The sequence below is a fragment of the Streptococcus oralis genome (assembly GCF_006175905.1).
Classification (GTDB): domain Bacteria; phylum Bacillota; class Bacilli; order Lactobacillales; family Streptococcaceae; genus Streptococcus; species Streptococcus oralis_BG.
On the sequence record NZ_SSNB01000001.1, the window covers coordinates 638,235 to 660,890 of the forward strand.

General features: G+C 39.2%; 16 protein-coding genes, 3 tRNA genes, 2 rRNA genes and 1 pseudogene. 2 read left to right on the forward strand and 20 right to left on the reverse strand.

The genetic code is table 11. The features are described 5' to 3' along the window. Positions 1-8: 8 nt before the first annotated feature. The 20 genes and pseudogenes from E7Y33_RS03185 to htrA form a co-directional block, all read right to left on the reverse strand. Positions 9-2,911, reverse strand: a 23S ribosomal RNA gene (locus E7Y33_RS03185). A 122-nt stretch (positions 2,912-3,033) separates the two neighbouring features. Beyond that, a tRNA-Ala gene (locus E7Y33_RS03190) sits at positions 3,034-3,106 on the reverse strand. 51 nt (positions 3,107-3,157) lie between these two features. Beyond that, positions 3,158-4,704: ribosomal RNA gene (locus E7Y33_RS03195) — 16S ribosomal RNA — on the reverse strand. Together the 16S and 23S rRNA genes with 2 tRNA genes alongside form the textbook arrangement of a ribosomal RNA operon. A gap of 230 nt (positions 4,705-4,934) precedes the next feature. Further along, positions 4,935-5,006, reverse strand: a tRNA-Glu gene (locus tag E7Y33_RS03205). A 58-nt stretch (positions 5,007-5,064) separates the two neighbouring features. Beyond that, positions 5,065-5,325 (reverse strand): annotated as a pseudogene (locus E7Y33_RS03210) (23S rRNA (uracil(1939)-C(5))-methyltransferase RlmD); the annotation flags it as partial. Positions 5,326-5,364: 39 nt separating this feature from the next. Continuing rightward, complete coding sequence (gene ftsH, locus E7Y33_RS03215; RefSeq protein ID WP_139689622.1) at positions 5,365-7,323, reverse strand: ATP-dependent zinc metalloprotease FtsH; 1,959 nt, start codon at positions 7,321-7,323, stop codon at positions 5,365-5,367. A gap of 15 nt (positions 7,324-7,338) precedes the next feature. Further along, positions 7,339-7,881 (reverse strand): hypoxanthine phosphoribosyltransferase, encoded by a 543-nt coding sequence (gene hpt, locus E7Y33_RS03220; RefSeq protein ID WP_139689623.1) that lies wholly within the window; start codon positions 7,879-7,881, stop codon positions 7,339-7,341. A gap of 4 nt (positions 7,882-7,885) precedes the next feature. After that, positions 7,886-9,163 carry a tRNA lysidine(34) synthetase TilS gene (tilS, locus tag E7Y33_RS03225; protein ID WP_139689624.1) on the reverse strand — a complete coding sequence of 426 codons (1,278 nt, stop codon included), beginning with the start codon at positions 9,161-9,163 and terminating at the stop codon, positions 7,886-7,888. After that, the gene (locus E7Y33_RS03230; protein WP_139689625.1) at positions 9,160-10,428 is read right to left on the reverse strand and encodes a serine hydrolase; all 1,269 of its coding nucleotides are present in this window, start codon (positions 10,426-10,428) and stop codon (positions 9,160-9,162) included. The genes tilS and E7Y33_RS03230 overlap by 4 nt, the downstream gene beginning before the upstream one ends. Next, complete coding sequence (locus E7Y33_RS09610; RefSeq protein ID WP_000429343.1) at positions 10,421-10,543, reverse strand: SP_0009 family protein; 123 nt, start codon at positions 10,541-10,543, stop codon at positions 10,421-10,423. Before E7Y33_RS09610 ends, E7Y33_RS03230 begins: the two co-directional genes overlap by 8 nt. A gap of 4 nt (positions 10,544-10,547) precedes the next feature. Then, the gene (locus tag E7Y33_RS03235; protein ID WP_000041924.1) at positions 10,548-10,916 is read right to left on the reverse strand and encodes a septum formation initiator family protein; all 369 of its coding nucleotides are present in this window, start codon (positions 10,914-10,916) and stop codon (positions 10,548-10,550) included. Continuing rightward, positions 10,909-11,175: an RNA-binding S4 domain-containing protein gene (locus E7Y33_RS03240; RefSeq protein ID WP_009729555.1), complete on the reverse strand. Its 267-nt coding sequence runs from the start codon at positions 11,173-11,175 to the stop codon at positions 10,909-10,911. The genes E7Y33_RS03235 and E7Y33_RS03240 overlap by 8 nt, the downstream gene beginning before the upstream one ends. A 57-nt stretch (positions 11,176-11,232) precedes the next feature. Further along, a complete protein-coding gene (gene mfd, locus E7Y33_RS03245) occupies positions 11,233-14,736 on the reverse strand; it encodes a transcription-repair coupling factor (protein ID WP_139689626.1) in 3,504 nt (1,167 codons plus the stop codon). Further along, the gene (pth, locus tag E7Y33_RS03250) at positions 14,737-15,306 is read right to left on the reverse strand and encodes an aminoacyl-tRNA hydrolase (protein ID WP_139689627.1); all 570 of its coding nucleotides are present in this window, start codon (positions 15,304-15,306) and stop codon (positions 14,737-14,739) included. It abuts the gene before it with no gap. Between the two features lie 72 nt (positions 15,307-15,378). Continuing rightward, complete coding sequence (ychF, locus tag E7Y33_RS03255) at positions 15,379-16,494, reverse strand: redox-regulated ATPase YchF (protein ID WP_001218700.1); 1,116 nt, start codon at positions 16,492-16,494, stop codon at positions 15,379-15,381. Positions 16,495-16,578: 84 nt separating this feature from the next. Next, on the reverse strand, positions 16,579-16,773 hold the full coding sequence (locus E7Y33_RS03260) for a DUF951 domain-containing protein (protein WP_139689628.1): 195 nt from the start codon (positions 16,771-16,773) through the stop codon (positions 16,579-16,581). Positions 16,774-16,837: 64 nt separating this feature from the next. Continuing rightward, positions 16,838-17,974 carry a DNA polymerase III subunit beta gene (gene dnaN, locus E7Y33_RS03265; protein ID WP_139689629.1) on the reverse strand — a complete coding sequence of 379 codons (1,137 nt, stop codon included), beginning with the start codon at positions 17,972-17,974 and terminating at the stop codon, positions 16,838-16,840. A 158-nt stretch (positions 17,975-18,132) separates the two neighbouring features. Further along, positions 18,133-19,494, reverse strand: a complete 1,362-nt coding sequence (gene dnaA / locus E7Y33_RS03270) for a chromosomal replication initiator protein DnaA (protein ID WP_007520973.1) — start codon at positions 19,492-19,494, stop codon at positions 18,133-18,135. 216 nt (positions 19,495-19,710) lie between these two features. Beyond that, positions 19,711-20,469, reverse strand: a complete 759-nt coding sequence (locus E7Y33_RS03275) for a ParB/RepB/Spo0J family partition protein (protein ID WP_139689630.1) — start codon at positions 20,467-20,469, stop codon at positions 19,711-19,713. A 57-nt stretch (positions 20,470-20,526) separates the two neighbouring features. Beyond that, complete coding sequence (gene htrA, locus E7Y33_RS03280; protein ID WP_044019991.1) at positions 20,527-21,723, reverse strand: serine protease HtrA; 1,197 nt, start codon at positions 21,721-21,723, stop codon at positions 20,527-20,529. Positions 21,724-21,908: 185 nt separating this feature from the next. Here htrA and rlmH point away from each other — a divergent pair, with 185 nt between their 5' ends. Together rlmH and E7Y33_RS03290 are read left to right on the forward strand one after the other, a co-directional pair. After that, a complete protein-coding gene (rlmH, locus tag E7Y33_RS03285) occupies positions 21,909-22,388 on the forward strand; it encodes a 23S rRNA (pseudouridine(1915)-N(3))-methyltransferase RlmH (RefSeq protein ID WP_139689631.1) in 480 nt (159 codons plus the stop codon). A gap of 43 nt (positions 22,389-22,431) precedes the next feature. Further along, positions 22,432-22,505, forward strand: a tRNA-Arg gene (locus E7Y33_RS03290). Positions 22,506-22,656: the final 151 nt, after the last annotated feature.

Sequence of the window (22,656 nt, forward strand, 5' to 3'; positions counted from 1 at the left end):
CAGTTACTTTGGATAAGTCCTCGAGCTATTAGTATTAGTCCGCTACATGTGTCGCCACACTTCCACTTCTAACCTATCTACCTGATCATCTCTCAGGGCTCTTACTGATATAAAATCATGGGAAATCTCATCTTGAGGTGGGTTTCACACTTAGATGCTTTCAGCGTTTATCCCTTCCCTACATAGCTACCCAGCGATGCCTTTGGCAAGACAACTGGTACACCAGCGGTAAGTCCACTCTGGTCCTCTCGTACTAGGAGCAGATCCTCTCAAATTTCCTACGCCCGCGACGGATAGGGACCGAACTGTCTCACGACGTTCTGAACCCAGCTCGCGTGCCGCTTTAATGGGCGAACAGCCCAACCCTTGGGACCGACTACAGCCCCAGGATGCGACGAGCCGACATCGAGGTGCCAAACCTCCCCGTCGATGTGAACTCTTGGGGGAGATAAGCCTGTTATCCCCAGGGTAGCTTTTATCCGTTGAGCGATGGCCCTTCCATACGGAACCACCGGATCACTAAGCCCGACTTTCGTCCCTGCTCGAGTTGTAGCTCTCGCAGTCAAGCTCCCTTATACCTTTACACTCTGCGAATGATTTCCAACCATTCTGAGGGAACCTTTGGGCGCCTCCGTTACCTTTTAGGAGGCGACCGCCCCAGTCAAACTGCCCGTCAGACACTGTCTCCGATAGGGATAACCTATCCGGGTTAGAGTGGCCATAACACAAGGGTAGTATCCCAACAACGTCTCCTTCGAAACTGGCGTCCCGATCTCATAGACTCCTACCTATCCTGTACATGTGGTACAGACACTCAATATCAAACTGCAGTAAAGCTCCATGGGGTCTTTCCGTCCTGTCGCGGGTAACCTGCATCTTCACAGGTACTAAAATTTCACCGAGTCTCTCGTTGAGACAGTGCCCAAATCATTACGCCTTTCGTGCGGGTCGGAACTTACCCGACAAGGAATTTCGCTACCTTAGGACCGTTATAGTTACGGCCGCCGTTTACTGGGGCTTCAATTCATACCTTCGGATTACTCCTAAGCACTCCTCTTAACCTTCCAGCACCGGGCAGGCGTCACCCCCTATACATCATCTTACGATTTAGCAGAGAGCTGTGTTTTTGATAAACAGTTGCTTGGGCCTATTCACTGCGGCTGACCTAAAGTCAGCACCCCTTCTCCCGAAGTTACGGGGTCATTTTGCCGAGTTCCTTAACGAGAGTTCTCTCGCTCACCTGAGGCTACTCGCCTCGACTACCTGTGTCGGTTTGCGGTACGGGTAGAGTATGTTTAAACGCTAGAAGCTTTTCTTGGCAGTGTGACGTCACTAACTTCGCTACTAAACTTCGCTCCCCATCACAGCTCAATGTTATAGATATAAGCATTTGACTCATATCACACCTCACTGCTTAGACAGACACTTCCATTCGTCTGCTTTAGTTAGCCTACTGCGTCCCTCCATCACTACATACTCTAGTACAGGAATATCAACCTGTTGTCCATCGGATACACCTTTCGGTCTCTCCTTAGGTCCCGACTAACCCAGGGCGGACGAGCCTTCCCCTGGAAACCTTAGTCTTACGGTGGACAGGATTCTCACCTGTCTTTCGCTACTCATACCGGCATTCTCACTTCTATGCGTTCCAGCACTCCTCACGGTATACCTTCTTCACACATAGAACGCTCTCCTACCATACCTATAAAGGTATCCACAGCTTCGGTAAATTGTTTTAGCCCCGGTACATTTTCGGCGCAGGGTCACTCGACTAGTGAGCTATTACGCACTCTTTGAATGAATAGCTGCTTCTAAGCTAACATCCTAGTTGTCTGTGCAACCCCACATCCTTTTCCACTTAACAATTATTTTGGGACCTTAGCTGGTGGTCTGGGCTGTTTCCCTTTCGACTACGGATCTTAGCACTCGCAGTCTGACTGCCGACCATAATTCATTGGCATTCGGAGTTTATCTGAGATTGGTAATCCGGGATGGACCCCTCACCCAAACAGTGCTCTACCTCCAAGAATCTTTATGTCGACGCTAGCCCTAAAGCTATTTCGGAGAGAACCAGCTATCTCCAAGTTCGTTTGGAATTTCTCCGCTACCCACAAGTCATCCAAGCACTTTTCAACGTGCCCTGGTTCGGTCCTCCAGTGCGTCTTACCGCACCTTCAACCTGCTCATGGGTAGGTCACATGGTTTCGGGTCTACGACATGATACTAATGCGCCCTATTCAGACTCGGTTTCCCTGCGGCTCCGTCTCTTCAACTTAACCTCGCATCATATCGTAACTCGCCGGTTCATTCTACAAAAGGCACGCTCTCACCCATTAACGGGCTCGAACTTGTTGTAGGCACACGGTTTCAGGTTCTATTTCACTCCCCTCCCGGGGTGCTTTTCACCTTTCCCTCACGGTACTGGTTCACTATCGGTCACTAGGGAGTATTTAGGGTTGGGAGATGGTCCTCCCAGATTCCGACGGGATTTCTCGTGTCCCGCCGTACTCAGGATACTGCTAGGTACAAAGACTATTTTAAATACGAGGCTATTACTCTCTTTGGCTGATCTTCCCAAATCATTCTTCTATAATCTTTGAGTCCACATTGCAGTCCTACAACCCCGAAGAGTAAACTCTTCGGTTTGCCCTCCTGCCGTTTCGCTCGCCGCTACTAAGGCAATCGCTTTTGCTTTCTCTTCCTGCAGCTACTTAGATGTTTCAGTTCACTGCGTCTTCCTCCTCATATCCTTAACAGATATGGGTAACAGGTAGTACCTGTTGGGTTCCCCCATTCGGAAATCCCTGGATCATCGCTTACTTACAGCTACCCAAGGCATATCGTCGTTTGTCACGTCCTTCTTCGGCTCCTAGTGCCAAGGCATCCACCGTGCGCCCTTATTAACTTAACCTTATTTTTTGACCTTTCAGTCATAAACTCTTTTAATACTACAGCGTTTCGGTTTATTTTCTTGTTACTATTTGATATAGATATTCAATTTTCAATGTGCATTACTTGGTGATCTCTCACCAATGGAGCCTAGCGGGATCGAACCGCTGACCTCCTGCGTGCAAAGCAGGCGCTCTCCCAGCTGAGCTAAGGCCCCACAAGACCTCTCAAGACTAAACAAGACCAATGTGCAGTTCCTTATCCTTAGAAAGGAGGTGATCCAGCCGCACCTTCCGATACGGCTACCTTGTTACGACTTCACCCCAATCATCTATCCCACCTTAGGCGGCTGGCTCCTAAAAGGTTACCTCACCGACTTCGGGTGTTACAAACTCTCGTGGTGTGACGGGCGGTGTGTACAAGGCCCGGGAACGTATTCACCGCGGCGTGCTGATCCGCGATTACTAGCGATTCCGACTTCATGTAGGCGAGTTGCAGCCTACAATCCGAACTGAGACTGGCTTTAAGAGATTAGCTTGCCGTCACCGGCTTGCGACTCGTTGTACCAGCCATTGTAGCACGTGTGTAGCCCAGGTCATAAGGGGCATGATGATTTGACGTCATCCCCACCTTCCTCCGGTTTATTACCGGCAGTCTCGCTAGAGTGCCCAACTGAATGATGGCAACTAACAATAGGGGTTGCGCTCGTTGCGGGACTTAACCCAACATCTCACGACACGAGCTGACGACAACCATGCACCACCTGTCACCTCTGTCCCGAAGGAAAACTCTATCTCTAGAGCGGTCAGAGGGATGTCAAGACCTGGTAAGGTTCTTCGCGTTGCTTCGAATTAAACCACATGCTCCACCGCTTGTGCGGGCCCCCGTCAATTCCTTTGAGTTTCAACCTTGCGGTCGTACTCCCCAGGCGGAGTGCTTAATGCGTTAGCTGCGGCACTAAACCCCGGAAAGGGTCTAACACCTAGCACTCATCGTTTACGGCGTGGACTACCAGGGTATCTAATCCTGTTTGCTCCCCACGCTTTCGAGCCTCAGCGTCAGTTACAAGCCAGAGAGCCGCTTTCGCCACCGGTGTTCCTCCATATATCTACGCATTTCACCGCTACACATGGAATTCCACTCTCCCCTCTTGCACTCAAGTTAAACAGTTTCCAAAGCGTACTATGGTTAAGCCACAGCCTTTAACTTCAGACTTATCTAACCGCCTGCGCTCGCTTTACGCCCAATAAATCCGGACAACGCTCGGGACCTACGTATTACCGCGGCTGCTGGCACGTAGTTAGCCGTCCCTTTCTGGTAAGATACCGTCACAGTGTGAACTTTCCACTCTCACACTCGTTCTTCTCTTACAACAGAGCTTTACGATCCGAAAACCTTCTTCACTCACGCGGCGTTGCTCGGTCAGACTTCCGTCCATTGCCGAAGATTCCCTACTGCTGCCTCCCGTAGGAGTCTGGGCCGTGTCTCAGTCCCAGTGTGGCCGATCACCCTCTCAGGTCGGCTATGTATCGTTGCCTTGGTGAGCCGTTACCTCACCAACTAGCTAATACAACGCAGGTCCATCTGGTAGTGATGCAATTGCACCTTTTAAGCAAATGTCATGCAACATCTACTCTTATGCGGTATTAGCTATCGTTTCCAATAGTTATCCCCCGCTACCAGGCAGGTTACCTACGCGTTACTCACCCGTTCGCAACTCATCCAGAAGAGCAAGCTCCTCCTTCAGCGTTCTACTTGCATGTATTAGGCACGCCGCCAGCGTTCGTCCTGAGCCAGGATCAAACTCTCATTAAAAGTTTGAGTTCTCACTCATTTCTGTCACTGACAGATTTATTGTTTTTTCATTGTTCAGTACTATAACCTCAGTTATAGTGCCCTGCACATTGGTTCGTCTTGTTCAGTTTTCAAAGGTCTTTGTCACTCAATTGCTCTCGAGCGACAACTATATTAGTATATCACAGCTACCTGCCTCTGTCAACAGATTTTTTAAACTTTTTTCAAGTTTTTTTAACCGCAATACACCATAGTCCGTACGGGATTCGAACCCGTGTTACCGCCGTGAAAAGGCGGTGTCTTAACCCCTTGACCAACGGACCTTGAGCTTTTCAACTCTTTCTATTATACCTACTTTTTTACCTTTGTCAAGGACTTTTTTCAGTGAAGTTGATTTTTTCTTTTCTTCACTAACTTAACCACTGCTTCTGTCCGTGCAGTGTGGGGAAACATATCGACCGACTGGATATACTGGAGGTCATAGACTTTTACTAATTTAACTAAATCTCGCGCCAAGGTCGAAACATTGCAGGATACATAGACCATTTTTTCTGGAACATAGGTCAGAATAGTATCCAACAGCTTATCATCTAAGCCTGTACGAGGAGGGTCGACTATCAGGGCATCCGCTCGGTAGCCATCACATTAGAACATAAAAAGAGAGGTTGAACCTCTCTAAATTTATTTTTCTTCACTCATTTTTGATTTTACTTCATCATAAGATAGTGCATGGGATTCCTCTTCTACTGTCTCAGGCATTTTTCCTGTTTCGTAAAGAGATTTAATCTGTGTACTATCTAATGTTTCGTATTTCAACAATGCTTCTGCAATCAACTTATGAGTTTCACGATTTGACTGAATGATTTCAGCTGCTTTGTTTCGTGCCTCATTTAATAATGAACGAACTTCCTCATCAATCTCATAGGCTGTTTGTTCTGAAATTGATTTTTGAGGACTTTGTGCACCAAACATAGCATGATTACCCTCATACTGAACTGGGCCTAGTTTTTCACTCATACCGTATTCAGTGACCATTGCACGCGCCATCTGAGTAGCCTGTTCAAAGTCATTTGAAGCTCCTGTCGTTTGGACATTAAAGATAATTTCCTCAGCAACACGACCACCCATCAATCCTGCTAATTGCTCTTTCATATCTTCTTTAGATAGAAGCATTTGATCTTCCTTAGGAAGTGCAATCATGTAACCACCTGCACGGCCACGTGGTACGATAGTCACTTTATGAACAACACGGGCATTCGATAAAACTAGACCAACAATGGTATGTCCAGCCTCATGGTAGGCAACCAATTCACGTTCTTTTTGTGAAACTGTCTTATCTTTCTTAGAAGGTCCAGCAATAACCCTATCTTCTGCTTCATCAATATCTGAAGCATCAATAACTGACTTGTTGCGACGGGCTGCAACCAAGGCTGCCTCGTTTAGAACGTTTTCCAAGTCAGCACCAACAAAACCTGGAGTTTGTTGGGCAACTAATTTCAAATCAACATCTTCTGCTAGAGGTTTGTTTTTAGCGTGAACTTTCAAGATTGCTTCACGACCTTTAACATCAGGGCGACCAACCAAGACTTTTCTATCAAAACGTCCTGGGCGGAGAAGAGCTGGATCAAGAACATCTGAACGGTTTGTCGCAGCGATAACGATAATTCCTTCATTACCCTCAAAACCATCCATTTCAATTAAGAGCTGGTTCAAGGTTTGCTCACGTTCATCATTTCCTCCACCGAGACCAACTCCACGTTGGCGACCAACAGCATCAATTTCATCGATAAAGATAATTGCTGGTGCTGCTTTTTTAGCATCCTCAAAAAGAGAACGAACACGACTTGCACCAACTCCGACAAACATTTCTACAAAGTCAGATCCTGAAATGCTAAAGAATGGAACGCCTGCTTCTCCGGCAACCGCCTTAGCAAGCAAAGTCTTACCTGTTCCCGGAGGTCCCTCTAAAAGAACACCCGCAGGAATACGCGCACCAAGTTTTGTAAATCTTTTTGGGTCTTTTAGGAATTCAACAACTTCGACTAATTCTTGTTTTTCTTCCTCAGCACCTGCAACATCTGAGAAACGTACCTTGATATCTTCTTTATTAGCAGCTTTAGCCTTGCTACGTCCAAAACTCATTGGATTTCTACTATTATTTCCTCCCATATTTCCCATCATAGAGAATAGGAAGAAGAAAAGAATAGCAAATGGAACAACGGACACAAGGATATTGATCCACATACCACTTGAACTCTCATGTTTGACTGTAACCTCAGCCTGATGTTCAGAAGCAAGTTTTTGCAATTCTGAAACTGTTGAATCAGACGGAAGAATAGTACTTGAGAATCTTTCTACTGTTGTAGCTGTAGGAGTAAAAAATTGAATTCCTGTTTCCTCTTTACTAGTCTTAGGATTTTTATAAACACCAGACACTTCAACGATGCTACCATTTGGCTGATAGGTTAATTCTTTTACATTGTCTGCTGTAATTTCTTTTACCAATTCTGTATAGTTAATTTTTTCGCTTCGCCCAGCAGTATTTCCAGAGTAAAAATACTGGAATCCTGTCACTAGGAAGAAGATAATTAACAAGTAGAGAAATGGATTTCTAACTAAACCATTATTTTGTTTTTTCATTAAAGATAGATCTTTCTAATTTGAATAAACTTCTTCTTTCAATACTCCGACATAAGGAAGGTTACGATAATTTTCTTTATAATCCAGACCATAACCTACCACAAACTCATTTGGAATAGTAAAACAAGTATAATCCGCTTCAATTTCAACAACACGTCCCTCTGGTTTGTCCAACAAAGTCGCGATTTTAACAGAAGCTGCTTCTCTTGCAATAAACATATCTCGCAAATTTTTCAAAGTTTGACCTGTATCGATGATATCCTCTACAAATAAAACATGTCTTCCTTTGATATCTTGAGTCACGTCTTGCTTGATATTGATGACACCAGTACTTGCTGTTCCACCATGGTAACTAGATACCATCATGAAGTCCATCTCAATATGCGTATCAATATGTTTGACCAATTCAGCCATAAAAGGAATCGATCCTTTTAGAATTCCAATAAGAATTGGATTTTTCCCCTCATATTCTTTTGTTAATTGTGCACCTAGCTTTTTAGCTGCTTCTGTAATTTCATCATGTGAAACGAGAATTTTTTTTATATCGTATTCTAACATCTTTTTACCTATCTATTTTTTCTATATAAATTACAGTGTTCATTATATCATTTTTCGTGTTTTTACTCAAATCACTGGTCGCAATTCCTAAAATTGAGACAATTTCTCCAAATTGCTCAATAATAGGGGTTGTTTTTCGTTTTTCAATAGGGATTTTCAAATCTATAAATAAGCGTCTCAGTTTCTTTCGATGCCCATTCAGGATAAGAACATCGCCAGGTTTTCGATACCTAATATGTACAGGTGTTTCTCGTGAAACCATTACTTTTTGAACAAAATCCCCTTCAATAGGGATGCCAAAGGAAAATAAATAGCCCATATATCGAACTTGATTTTGATAGTGTAACACAAGTTCATCTTCCTTTTCATCGGCCTGAGGACTGATTTTACAAACTCGAAAATTCTGATACTCTTTTATCAATTCATAGCCATTTTTAAGAGAATGACGATACTGGCTTTTCCTTGCTAAAATCTCTCGAACTTCGGCAAACTGAGCCTTTGTCAGATTTAAGTCTGGAAATTGATTAAGATAATTCTGGAGCAAGATTCCTTGAGTTTGTTGTGAGTATGAAAATAGCTCATTCAAATCTTCTACATCAATTTGTTTCGAAAGCTCCGTTATTGTTACTTGGTAATCTGAAATTTCCCTTCCTAAATCTAAAAGAGCGGATTTAAGACGAGGATTTTCTTTTTCAAGTTCTGGTAAATACCTATTTCGAATGCGATTGCGAAAATAGGTATTTTCCTGATTTGTTTGATCTTCGAAATGATAAATTGGTGGGAAGTCTGTTTTATGAAAATGCAACAAGGGGCGGATGATTTCAATTTCATCAACCACTTGACTTTCTTTTATTCCTATTAAGTGACGTAACCGACTTCCACGAATAAACCGCATCAAAATCGTTTCAACCTGATCATCTGCATGGTGGGCAGTGACCAAGGCAGTCGCTCCAACCTCTTTCATAATTTTCCTAAAAAAATCATAACGAAACTCTCGAGCACGCGCTTCTGAAAAGTCTCCTGAAAAGCTTGTGATATAAATAGGAAGTTCAGCTGCATCAGCTAACTTCCTTAGTTCATTTTCCTCCCAGTCAGACTCACTTCTCTGCTTGTGATTGACATGTGCTAAAATCAACTCAATTCCCAACTCATTTTGATAAGTAGACAATAGATGAAATAAAAACATTGAATCCAGTCCGCCAGACAAAGCTAACACGACTTTCGAATGTTTTTTAAAATACTCTTTTCGAAGAAAATGATTTAAAAAATCCTGGTCCCTCATTTTAGAACCTCATAGACATCCTTAGCTATCTTAGCAATAGTATCATAATCAGAATTTTTGGTGAAAATGGAAAGAACGAAAGGAGAATCCGTATAAACAATGGCAGTGTCATGTTTAAACTCATCGGCATCTCCAATTTTATGAGCTACCTTAACCGAAACACCCTTTGCGATTCTTTGGTTGTCAAAATCAGTCTTACCTAGAGACTCTAAGACAAAACCATTCTGATTATAAATAGCTTCCATGACCTTTCCAGCCATTTTTGAAGAAGTCAATTTATCATTTACATCCCAATCTTCACCCATAATAGTGGACATTTTTTCTTTGAAAGCCCCATCAGATTGATTGGTCACATAATAACCTAAAATATTATGAGCAACATTGTCTGACTCTTTTGTTACCTTGGTAATTAACTGTTGAAGACTGTATTCTTTGTTATCTTCTTTTTTAGGCAAACTACCACTACCCTCTGGTTTATAGGACCCAGGGAAACTATTTACTTCCGGGACATACTTGAAGCTACTGTCCAGCGTATAGTCGCCTTGATTTATCTTATCTTGAGCGTAATAAAGGTAGGCCAATTTCAAGATGCTAGCTGCATAGAGTTTGCTGTCTTCATTCACCCCAGCCTCTTTACCTGTACTCAGTTGTTTAACATAAATAGAATAGTTTTCATTCTGATAGTTGTTTGATAAAACTTCTTGAACCTTCTGGATGCGATTGTCTTCTTCTGAGGTGAACTCTTTTGATACCCACCCAACTTGATCAATATGAAGAAATTCTTGTCCCTCAGCAAAGAGAGCTCTATCCACCGTTACAAGTTGATAGGGAGAGAGAGAGGAAGAAATTTCTTTCGCATCATAGGGGGTGTTATAGATAACAAACCCTGGCTCCAACCATACTTGCCTATTTTGAGTTTGAACTTGACTTTGATCATAGACCAAACGCTTATCTGCAAGGATAAACTGGTGATTATCTAATTTAAAAACAGGAACACCTTGTCTATTCAAACGCCACTCTACGATTTTAAAGGCGTTTCCAGGAGTCAATTTACCAGACTCCTTGACAAGATCCTCATTAGCGTAGACAGCTGTTTCTCCGTATACCATTGGGGATTCCAGAGTTTCCTTATAGTAGAATCCATAATCCGACTCGGTTAGATAATAAATTTCTTGTGAAGAGTAAGGAAGCTGTTTTTCTGTGCTAACTACTCTTGAGGTTATGATAAAAGCAGGTAGCAATAAAACTACTAAGAACTTACGCATTCTTCTCTTCCCTTTCTTCTTGTAATCGTAATAAATGGTTTTTAGCTGCCAATTCCTCTAATTTTTCATCTGATAAACTTAAAAATTGTTCAACAACTTCCAATAAATTTTCCATGACATTACCTCGGAAGCAAATCAGGAATTGTGTAAATTGCTTCTCGTTTCTTTGAGTAATAGTACTTGGCGCGTGCATATTTTGCTACATAGTCTTCATCTTTCAACTTTGCAGCAAAAGCAGATTCCTTGTCCTTTTCATCACTGAGAGTTTGATACTGCTCTTTCAACTCTGTCAATTGCTGACGACGTTGCAGTAACTGATTATAGCTTTGGGCCAGATTATAGGTCGGTAAAATAAACAATAAAATCATCAAAATCAGAACCCAACCCATAAAGCGATTCCTCTTTTGTCTCTCCTTCATCAAGTAACGACGACGTTGGTGTTCATTTTGAATAAAAGAATTATTCATCTGTACAATATTTTTAGACATTTCCTTCTACCCGTGTTTCACTGAGAATTTCATACATGCCTGCTGCATCTTCTTTTTTTGTACTATCTTTCATCTCTAGTACTTTAACAAGCAACAACTTATTTCCAAAGCGAATTTCAACTTGGTCATCAACTTTCAAATCCGTTGAACTTTTGGCCAAGATTCCATTCACCTTGATTCTACCTTTATCTGCTACTTCTTTTGCGACTGTGCGACGCTTAATAATTCGTGATACTTTTAAATACTTGTCTAATCTCATTTTTATTACCTCAAATTATTATTGTACCATTTTTATCCTTTTTATAGAAGAAAAATGTTAAATGGGATTTGCTTCCTTTGATTCTTTTATCTCTAATAAACTTTCTCCAAAAATCAGCAAACCTTCTAAAATTTCATAATCCTTCTTGTTTCGGACATCGAATACAACTTCCATTAATCCCTTATTCTCAGCTATGGCTGCTTTTAAGTTCGTTGCGGATAAGGCTTTAAAATAATCTTGAGCCAAGAATAGTCGTTGAGTGACTTTTTCAAATTGAACTGCAATCTTGTTATCTTTTCTTTCCACACGTTCTACAAAGACCTTGTCCAAATATGACTTAACCAAACCAATCTCTAAAAGGTAGGCTACTACATCTGGGTATTCTCCAAAGCGATCCATCAATTCTTCTTGTAGTTCTTCATAGTTGACACGATTGTCAATTTGACGAATTTTCTTGTAAATTTCAATCTTATGTCGTTGGTCAGAAATATAAGTGTCAGGAAGATAGGCGTCGATTTGTAAAATCAACTCAGCATTTCCTTTGATTCTTTTATTCCCATTACCGTTCCGTTTAGCGATAGCTTCCTCTAGTAACTGCGAATACAATTCAAAACCAACAGAATCAATGAAACCTGATTGGGATTTTCCTAGGAGATTTCCTGCTCCACGTATCGAAAGATCTCGCATCGCAATCTTAAATCCAGAGCCTAATTCCGTAAATCCCTTAATCGCTTCTAATCTCTTCTCAGAAACTTCACTGATTGATTTTTCTGGACGATACATAAGATAGGCATAAGCAATACGATTACTACGACCGACTCTTCCTCTTAATTGATACAAGGTTGACAAACCCATATGGTCTGCATTTTCAATAAATAAGGTATTGGCATTTGGAATATCTACCCCTGTCTCAATAATAGTAGTTGTCACCAAAATATCATACTGACCTTCAATAAAGTCCAATAAAGTATTTTCCAACTGAATTTCACTCATTTGTCCATGAACATACCCAATCGAAGCATCTGGAATCAACTCCTGTAATTCTGAAACCTTCTGGTCAATCGTGTCAACTTTATTGTAAAGATAGTAAACTTGACCTCCACGCTCCATTTCACGCAATACAGCATCACGAATCACACTATCATTCTTTTCCAAAACATAGGTTTGTACTGGATAACGATTGGTCGGAGGTGTTTCAATAACAGACAAATCTCGGATTCCCAACATAGACATATGAAGAGTACGAGGTATTGGAGTAGCTGTCAAGGTTAGGACATCCACTTGTTTCTTCAGTTCTTTCAATGTTTCCTTATGCTTGACACCAAATCGTTGCTCTTCATCAATAATCATCAAGCCTAAATCTGAAAATACAACATCTTTTGACAAAACACGATGCGTTCCAATCAAAATATCGACTTGACCATTCTTTAATTTTTCAAGTGTCTCCGCCTGCTCTTTTTTACTTCTAAAGCGACTCAATACATCAATATTAACAGCAAAATTTTGGAATCTTTCCTTAAAATTCGTATAGTGTTGTTGCGCTAAAACCGTCGTCGGAACTAGAACGACAACTTGTTTATGATCATTGACCGCCTTAAAGGCTGCACGCATTGCAACTTCAGTCTTCCCAAAACCAACATCTCCAACCAAAAGTCGATCCATGGGGTGAGAATCCTGCATATCTTTCTTGATTTCCTCAATACTGCGAAGTTGATCATCCGTTTCAACATAAGGAAAAGCATCATCAAAAGCATGTTGCTCATCATCATCAGCTGAGAAAGCAAATCCCTTCAACTGACTACGCTCAGAATAAAGCTTGATTAAATCGTCAGCTATATCCTCTACCTGGTTCTTAACTTTTTGCTTGGCCTTTTTGAAATGACCATCATTTAATTTATTAAGTTTTGGCGCTTTCCCATCACTTGAAACATATTTAGACAGTAACTGAATCTGCTCAACTGGGATGGAGATTTGGTCCCCATTTTGATATTGAACACTGACATAATCTCGGTGAATCCCTTTAATTTCAATTGTTTCAATGCCTAGATATTGACCAATTCCATGGATATGGTGAACAACGTAGTCCCCTTTTTCAAGTTCATTATAATCTTTTAATCGCTCTGCATTTGAAGCATGTTGTCTTCTAAACCGACGTTTTAATTTCTTTTGAAAAATCTCATGTTCAGTAATCAAAAGAATTTTTTCATCTACAAAATGAAAACCATGTCTTAGATTACCCTCAATCAAGTTTACAGATTCTTTACAGATACTTGACTTATCTCTGGAATCCAGTTTAATCTGGTATTCCTCTAAAACATCCTCCAATGTTTTGCTTCCCATTGAATTGCTAGACTGCAGAACAATGGTGTAGTCCATTTTTTTATATCGCTCAATTTCTTCTTTAAGAAAAGAAAATTGATTGAAAAACTCTTGCATAGGATATTGATTAAATTGATATATGTGATCAAACTTGAGATTTCCTAATCCTTTTTGGAGATTTGAGAAAAAAGTAACTGGACTTTGTTTTTTATAGGTTTGCTCTGTATCTGCAAAATACTGCATCCCAGAAAATGATTTACCATTCTGTAAATCTTCTGTAAAGTATTGTGCTAATTCTCTTTCAAAGGATTCATACTGATTCATCAATTTTTGATAGTCATCAAAGAATACTGGTGTATCTTTTTCAATATAATCAAATACAGTCCATGTTTTATCATAACATAAGGACAAAAACTTTCGACTATCTGAATGTACTTGTTTTTGATGAAAACTTGACAAAATCTCTTCCAAATATGATTTTAAAATTGGTGATAGAGTCTTTGAAATTTGCTTTTCTAAAGCTGACTGTCCTCGTTGATAATCTTTTTCTCTCAAAAGTATGTCGCTAGCTGGAAAGATAGTGAGGTTTGTCTGATTTTCTTTCGATAATTGTGTTTCGACTTCAAAAGTACGAATACCATCTACTTCATCGCCAAAAAACTCGATTCGGAAAGGTTCTAACTGAGACATCTCAAAAATATCTAAAATGTCTCCTCGAATACTAAACTCACCTTGTATCTGTACTTGAGTAACTTTTCGATATCCAATTTCCTTTAACCGGTGAAGTAGCTCGCGTTGGTCATATTCTTCGCCAACTGCAATTTTTATAGTACTTTCTTTAAATCTAGTCGGAGAGGGTAAAATTAACCGACTCGCTGCGATATTACAAACTAAAATCCCTTTCTTAGACGGATCACTCAAAAAACGCAAGGCCTCAACCCGCGAAATGATTTTTTCTTGCGAAGACATCAAAAACTCTACCATAGGAGAGTCATCAACCAAAAATGGATAGACAAGTTCCTCTCCTAAGAGAGAAAGAAGATCACTGATAATTCGTTCTGCTTCTCCATAAGTTGAAGTCAGTAACATAATCTTATTTTCTTTTTCTAGACTGCTTGCAATTGCAAGAGCCTTGGTAGAAGTTGATAAACCAAGTATTAGTTGTCTTTTCTTATCTATCAGATTTTGATGCCATTTTTTAATCTGATCATTTTCTGAGAATAAATCTAATAAAGTCACCATTTAACCATTATACCTCTGCATTGTTTTCTCAAAGTTTTTCTCTTGTAAATAGCAGTTTACAGCATCGTCAACCTTGTCAATAGACTGTAAAATACCCACATAGTCATCCTGATCAAACTTACTTAAAACATGATGAACAACTGACATGCCTTTTTTAGGTCTTCCAATACCTATTTTAACACGGTTAAATACTTGGGTTCCAATATGTTGAATAATAGACTTGATACCATTATGACCACCTGCTGAACCCTTTGCTCTTAAACGAATTTTCCCAACTTCCATGTCAAGATCGTCGTAAATAACGAGTAAATCTTCAATATCCAAATCATAGTAAGTCAATAAAGCATGAACTGCTTTTCCACTTTCATTCATAAAAGTCGTTGGTTTAACAAGATAAATTTTTTCGCCATTAAGAAAAAAAGATGCTAGGTCAGCTTGAAATATCTTATCGTGTGTAAAAGTGACATTTTGTTTTTTAGCTAATTGATCAATCAACATAAAGCCAACATTGTGCTTGGTTTCAAAATATTTATCTCCTGGATTTCCTAATCCAACAAGTAATTTAGTCATTTATTTTCCTTTCAAAAGCCAAAAGGGTTGGAATTTTTTTCCAACCTAGTTGACACTATTTGTTAAATGTTATTAGACATTAAAGCGGAATTCCATGATATCGCCATCTTGAACGATATATTCTTTTCCTTCTTCACGTAAGCGCCCAGCTTCTTTTACAGCCTTTTCAGACCCGTATTTTACTAGATCCTCATATGACATGGTTACTGCACGAATAAAACCTTTTTCAAAATCTGAGTGGATAATACCAGCTGCTTGAGGAGCTTTCATACCACGCTTAAAGGTCCAAGCACGGACTTCTTTTTCACCAGCTGTAAAGTAAGTTCCAAGTCCAAGCAAGTGGTAAGCAGCTCGAGTCAATTTATCAACACCTGATTCTGTCAAGCCAAGTGCTTCAAGAAACTCTTGCTTATCTTCATCATCTAACTCAGAGATTTCTTCCTCAGCACGCGCGGAAATAACGACTACTTCAGCATTTTCTGTCGCTGCGAACTCACGAATTTGTTTGACATAGTCGATAGAGTCTGGATCTGAAACGACATCTTCATCCACATTAGCAACATAAAGAACTGGTTTAGTGGTCAATAGGAAGAGACCTTTGACTACTTTTTGTTCCTCATCTGTGAATTCAATGGTACGTGCTGATTTTCCATCTTCAAGGACTGGTTTAATCTTTTGAAGAACATTAAATTCTGCTACTGATTCTTTATCTTTTTGCGTACGTGCCATCTTTTCTACACGCGCATAGCGTTTATTAACTGATTCTAAGTCGGCAAGAATCAATTCTAGGTTAATGGTATCAATATCTGCAAGTGGATCCACAAAGGCGTCTTCACGTCCTTGCTCGCGCATCACATTTTCATCATCAAAAGCACGAACTACGTGAACAATCGCGTCTACTTCACGGATATTGGCCAAGAATTTATTACCTAGACCTTCTCCTTTTGAAGCTCCTTTTACAATCCCTGCAATATCTGTAAACTCAAAGGTTGTTGGAACTGTCTTTTTAGGAGTAATCATTTCTGTTAGTTTTTGTAGGCGTTCATCTGGAACTTCCACCATCCCAACGTTTGGATCAATAGTCGCAAATGGGTAGTTTGCCGCCTCTGCTCCTGCTTTTGTAATTGCATTAAAAAGGGTTGATTTACCAACGTTTGGCAAACCAACGATACCTGCTGTTAAAGCCATAGTTTCTCATTCTCCGTTCTCATTTCAATCCCTAACATTATAACACAAAAAGGGAAAACTTGCTAACCCTCTAACTAAGGGTTCTTAGTCAATAATCTTATTCATTTTTCGTTCAAAATCATAGCGACTCATCATAACAACGTGATCACAATTGCTACATTTAATTTTGATATCTGCCCCTACACGTGTGATTTCCCAACAATTGGCTTTTTTTCCTGTTGACTTTATTGTGCAAGCATGAGGTTTTTTCATTTCAACAAAATTTCCAATTTGATACATACTACTCTCCTTTTCTTTTTTGATTATATCATAAAAGAGGCGAGCCAGGCTCAACCTCTTTCACTTAATTTGTTCGAACTGGTGTAATGAGCTGCATGAAGTCTTCGTCAGTATCTGCTGGTACAAGAGTAAATGGACGAACTGCTGAGATAAAGCTAATAGTAACCTTTTCGCTATTTAAAGCCTTGAGAGAATCAATCAAGTAAGTTGGGTTGAAACTAATAGTCAAATCATCCCCGGTCACCTGATCCGTATCGATTTCTTCGTTTACTTTACCAACTTCAGGAGAGTGAACATGAGCACTAACAACCCCACCTTTAATTTCAAGCTTCACAGTACCATTTTGAGTCGCACTTGATAAGAGGCGAGCACGCTCCATAGATTGACGCAAATTAACCACATCAAAAGTAATTGTAGTGTTAAAGTCTGTTGGAATCAAGCGATCTGTATCAGGATAATTACCTTCTAGGAGACGAGTGTAAAAGCTAATATTTTCGCTTCTAAAGAGGATTTGATTATTTGCAAAGAAAATCTCTACAGTTTCAATATCATCTGTAAATACCGCTGAAAATTCGCGTAGAGAACGACTAGGAATTACTACATCGAAATCATCACCATTTTTTTCAAGAGTCAATTTCTTTTGGCTAAGGCGGTGTGAGTCTGTCGCAACTGTTTTTAGTTCTTTGTGTTTGCTCAATACAAAATGAACACCTGTTAAGATTGGACGACTTTCTTGTGTACTTGCAGCAAAGGCTGTTTCATTGATAATTTTCTTGAGTAGTTTGGTTTCAAGAACCAAAGGTGTACTTGCTGAAATTTCTTGGATTCGTGGGTACTGTTCGCTATCTTTTCCTTTTAGAGTAATTTCTGATTTGCCACTGGTTAAGACAATTTGTTTTTGTTCAATCTCTTTGAAATCAAGGGTTACATCTGGAAGACTGGATACAACATTGATAAAGAAAGAGGCTTCAAGAAGAATCGAACCTAAGGAAGTAATCAAAAGACCAGCATCTTCATTTTTTTGAGAAATGAAATTTTCAATAGAAATTTGACCGTTTGATCCAATTAAAGTAATTCCTTCATTGGTAACATCAATTTTGATTGTTGATAAAATTGGAATAGCATTTTTAGAGCTTATTGCTCGTTTTGTAGTATTTAAGGCTTGTAGAAATAAATTTTTATTGATTGAAAAATGAATCATGGATTCTCCTTTATTTATTTTTAGTATTAGAAAGTTAATAGTAATAATAGAGTCTGTGTATTCTGTGGAAAACTGAGTGCTATTTAGTAAACTTAAGCTTCTAATCTTGTTTAAAAAATGTGGATAAAAAAGATAAGAAAGGAAAACTTATCCACAAGCTACTTAATTTTCTTTTTGATTGCTTCTATTTCTAAACGTAAATTATCGTCTTCGTCAATCAATGATTTGATTTTAGCATGGGCATGAATCACGGTGGTGTGATCCTTTCCGCCAAATTCTTTTCCGATTTTTGGAAGACTGTTATCTGTCAGTTCTCTAGCTAGATACATAGCAACTTGACGCGCTAAAACGATATTTTGAACTCGTCTCGTACCCTTCATTTCTTTGACACTCACTCCATAAAAATTACCAACTTCAGTTTGGATTTTCTCAATTGGAATAACAAGTATCTGGCGGGCGTCTTGCTTACGTGCTCTAATAGCTTCCGCAGCAATATCAATAGTGATATCCTTAATCTTCTTCACTCTGGCAATTAAAGTGATATCGTTGATTGCTCCTTCCAGTTCTCGAACATTTGAATCAAATTGGCCAGCCAAGTATTCCAGAGTATCACTTTGGAAATGGTAATCCAAATGCTCTGTTTTACTTTGAAGAATGGCGATACGTGTCTCAAAGTCAGGAGGTGTGATATTTTGCGTTAATCCCCAGCTAAAGCGCGTGACAAGTCTTTCCTCAAGGCCTTCTAGGTGTTTAGGACTTCGATCACTGGTTAGGACAATCTGTTTCTGTTTATCATGAAGAGCATTGAAGGTATTGAAAAATTCTTCCTGGGTCGCGACTTTTTTGCCACTGAGAGATTGGATATCATCGATCAATAAGAGATCAAGGCTACGGTAAGTCTTTTTGAACTTTTCCATTTCCCCAAGTCGCAAGTGTTCAAGAAAGTCATTGATAAAGCTTTCGGCAGGAATGTACTTGACACGCGCATCAGGAATATTTTTCAAAATCTCATTTCCAATCGCATTGAGCAAGTGAGTCTTTCCAAGACCAGGTCCTCCATAGATGAAAAGAGGATTATAGGTCAGAGCTAAATCTTCAGATACTGCTAGTGCAGCAGACACCGCCCAAACATTCCCATCACCTTGAATAAAGTTATCAAAGGTATATTTTTCTTTTAACCCTGTTTCGGAATAGGGAATCGTTGGTAGTGTAGGTGTGTAATCGTAAGTAGAGACACTATTCGTATCATTTACTTGAGGAGATTCTGTACTCTGAGGTTTAGTGAAAATATAGTGAGGTTTGATTTCAGAATCATAAATTTCAAAACCAGCAGCAATGATAATATCTTTTAATTGCTTTTCCCACACCATTTCCATCTCTGATCTCGGTAGAAATATAGTAGCTGTATTTTCTTCTACTTTGATGAGTTCAGCAGGTGTAGCATAGAAATCATACATAGATCGAGTCAATCTTTCTTGAGCAAATTCTAAAATACGATTCCAAAATTGCTTTTCTTTCAACTAATTTTCCTCCTTTACTATGATTTTAGTAGTTTAGTGCTAGACTTATTTTACCATAGATAGTAAGATTTTTCCACAGATTGGGGAAAAGAATCCACAATGTTAGCAGCATTTATCCACAGGTTGGGGATAAAAAAGAAAATCCTTGATTTAGTAGGCTTTTTGATAAAAAAATTGGTGGATAAATTTGTGGGTTGAGAAAATAAAAGAACAGCCTTATTTCAGGCTGTTAATAATTCTATCGTATTCTTCTTGACTTGAAAAGGAGATAATAATCTTTCCAGTATCTTTTTTTGAAAGTTTAATTTCTACACTTAAACCGAGTAGTTTTTTTAATTTATCTTCTTCGTCTTTGATGAAAGAATCACTTTTTTTTTGCTTCTTGTGTTTTTTATCTGTAAGAAGTGCTTCTAACTTTCTCACAGAAATATCTTCATTTTTGATTAGTTGGAAGAAATAGTCTTGCTGCTCTTTGTCTAAACCAACTAGAGAACGTGCATGCGCTTGAGAAATTTTTCCATTTTCTACTTCAGTTAAGATATATTCTGGTAGGGAAAGCAAACGAATAAAATTAGTGATATAAGGACGAGATTTCCCCATTTTATCCGCTATCTCAGTGTGAGTAAATCCTTTTTCTACTAAAGATTCGTAGGCGCGTGCTTCTTCAACAGGATTTAAATTTTCTCTCTGCAAATTCTCAATGATTGACTGGATCATCATTTCCTGATCTGAGAGGTGCTTTACAACGGCTGGAATAGAAGTCAGACCAGCCAAGAGAGAAGCCCGATATCGTCTCTCTCCTGCAAGGATTTCATAACCAATTACAGGAGATTGACGAACGATGATTGGTTGGATGAGCCCATTTTCTTTGATTGACTGAGCCAATTCCTTTAATTTTTCTACATCAAATTCTTTCCGAGGTTGGTAAGGATTCTTTTGTATTTCAGAGATAGAAATCATTTCAAATTTTTCCATGATTCTACACTAACATATCTTTTACTTTCTGTAAAGTTTTCTTTACACTGATGTCAATTAAGACTCTAAATCACCAGAATTCTTATCTAGTTTAATTGAGGTAGTTTCCTCCTTACCGTTACGGTAGTAGGTTACTTTGATAGTATCTCCGATAGCATGATTGTAAAGAGCGTGTTGTAGGTCTGTTGATGAAGCAATCTCTTTGTCGTCAACTTTGGTAATGACATCGTATTTTTGAAGATGTCCATTTGCTGGCATATTGTTTTGAACAGATCGAACAACTACACCTGAAGTGAGGCCACTTGGAATGTTAAGTTTTCTAAGATCACTAGCTCCAACATTTGATAGATTGACCATTTGAATTCCAAGAGCAGGACGAGTCACTTTACCATCACTTTCAAGCTGTTTAATGATATTTTGAGCATCGTTTGAAGGAATTGCAAAACCAAGACCTTCTACAGATGTTCCACCATTACTTGCAATTTTACTTGATGTTATACCAATTACTTGTCCTTGAATGTTTACAAGTGGACCACCAGAGTTACCAGGGTTAATGGCCGTATCTGTTTGAATGGCTTTTGTTGAAATAGCTTGACCATCTTCAGATTTTAGAGAAACATTTCGATTAAGACTCGAGATGATTCCCTGTGTAACTGTATTAGCATATTCTGAACCTAGAGGACTACCGATAGCAATCGCTGTTTCTCCAACACTAAGTTGACTTGAATCCCCAAATTCTGCTACAGTTGTAACTTTTTCTGAAGAAATTTTAACGACAGCAATATCAGAGAAGGTATCAGATCCGACAATTTCACCAGGAACCTTGGTACCATCTGCTAAGCGGATATCAACTTTTGAAGCTCCATTGATAACGTGAGTATTAGTTACAAGATAGGCATCTTTATCATCCTTTTTATAGATAACACCTGATCCCTCACTTGCGATTTGTTGATTGTCTGAATCAGAATTAGTTTCATCACCATTAAATACACTACTTTGTCTACTGCTAGAAGAAGAATAAGTAATGATTGAGACAACAGCATCCTTAACTTTATTTACTGCTTGAGTGGTTGAGTTTTCATTTTTATAGGATGTTTGAGTGACAGTGCCAGAATTATTATTCGTAGCTTGATTTCCTTGTTTTTGATAAAGTTGTAATGTTACGAAACTTCCTAAGGCACCACTTAAAAATCCTATTAGAATGATTACAAGAACTTTAACTCCCTTTTTGTAAAATTTTTGTAAGTGTTTCATAAACGCCTCCGTTTGTTATTTATTTACTCAGATTATAAACCTATTAACTTAATCCAAACTTAAAAGCTTAAAGTTTTACACAAGTTGTGGATAACTCACTTTATTCTGTGAATTCACTAGTAATTTTGAATGATTTTTTTGTGTATAAGATGTGAAATGAAGTGTGGATGTGATAGAATAGAAGAATGAAAATAAAAATTGTAACAGTAGGAAAATTAAAAGAAAAATACCTTAAAGATGGAATTGCTGAATATACCAAACGAATTTCACGTTTCGCCAAATTAGAAATGATTGAGCTCACTGATGAGAAGACACCTGACAAAGCCAGTGAATTAGAAAACCAAAAAATCTTGGAAACAGAAGGTGAAAGAATTCTTTCTAAGGTTGGAGAAAGAGACTTTGTCGTTGTACTAGCCATTGAAGGAAAAACACTCTCCTCAGAGGAATTTAGTAAGCAACTAGAGCAAGCTTCTATCAAAGGATATTCAACGCTTATTTTTATCATTGGAGGAAGTTTGGGTCTAGCTCCTGTTGTAAAAAATAGGGCCAATCTTTCTGTCAGTTTTGGACGTCTGACATTACCACATCAGTTAATGAGATTGGTTTTAGTTGAACAAATTTACCGTGCTTTTACAATTCAACAGGGTTCTCCTTACCACAAATAGAAGATTGACTTAGCTCTTGTTTTTTGATAGAATGGTCATGTTAGGTCTCATAGCTCAGCTGGATAGAGCATTCGCCTTCTAAGCGAACGGTCGCAGGTTCGAATCCTGCTGGGATCAATTTTAGATGTGAAGCTGGGGTAAATCCCAGCTTTTTTCTTAAAAAAGTGCGTTTCAGGTGCAAAAATGTACAGTTGGGAAGAATTTTTTCTTACATGGTCTTCATTTTGTATAATAGATGTGTAAGTTAACTTACAAGAAAAAATAATAC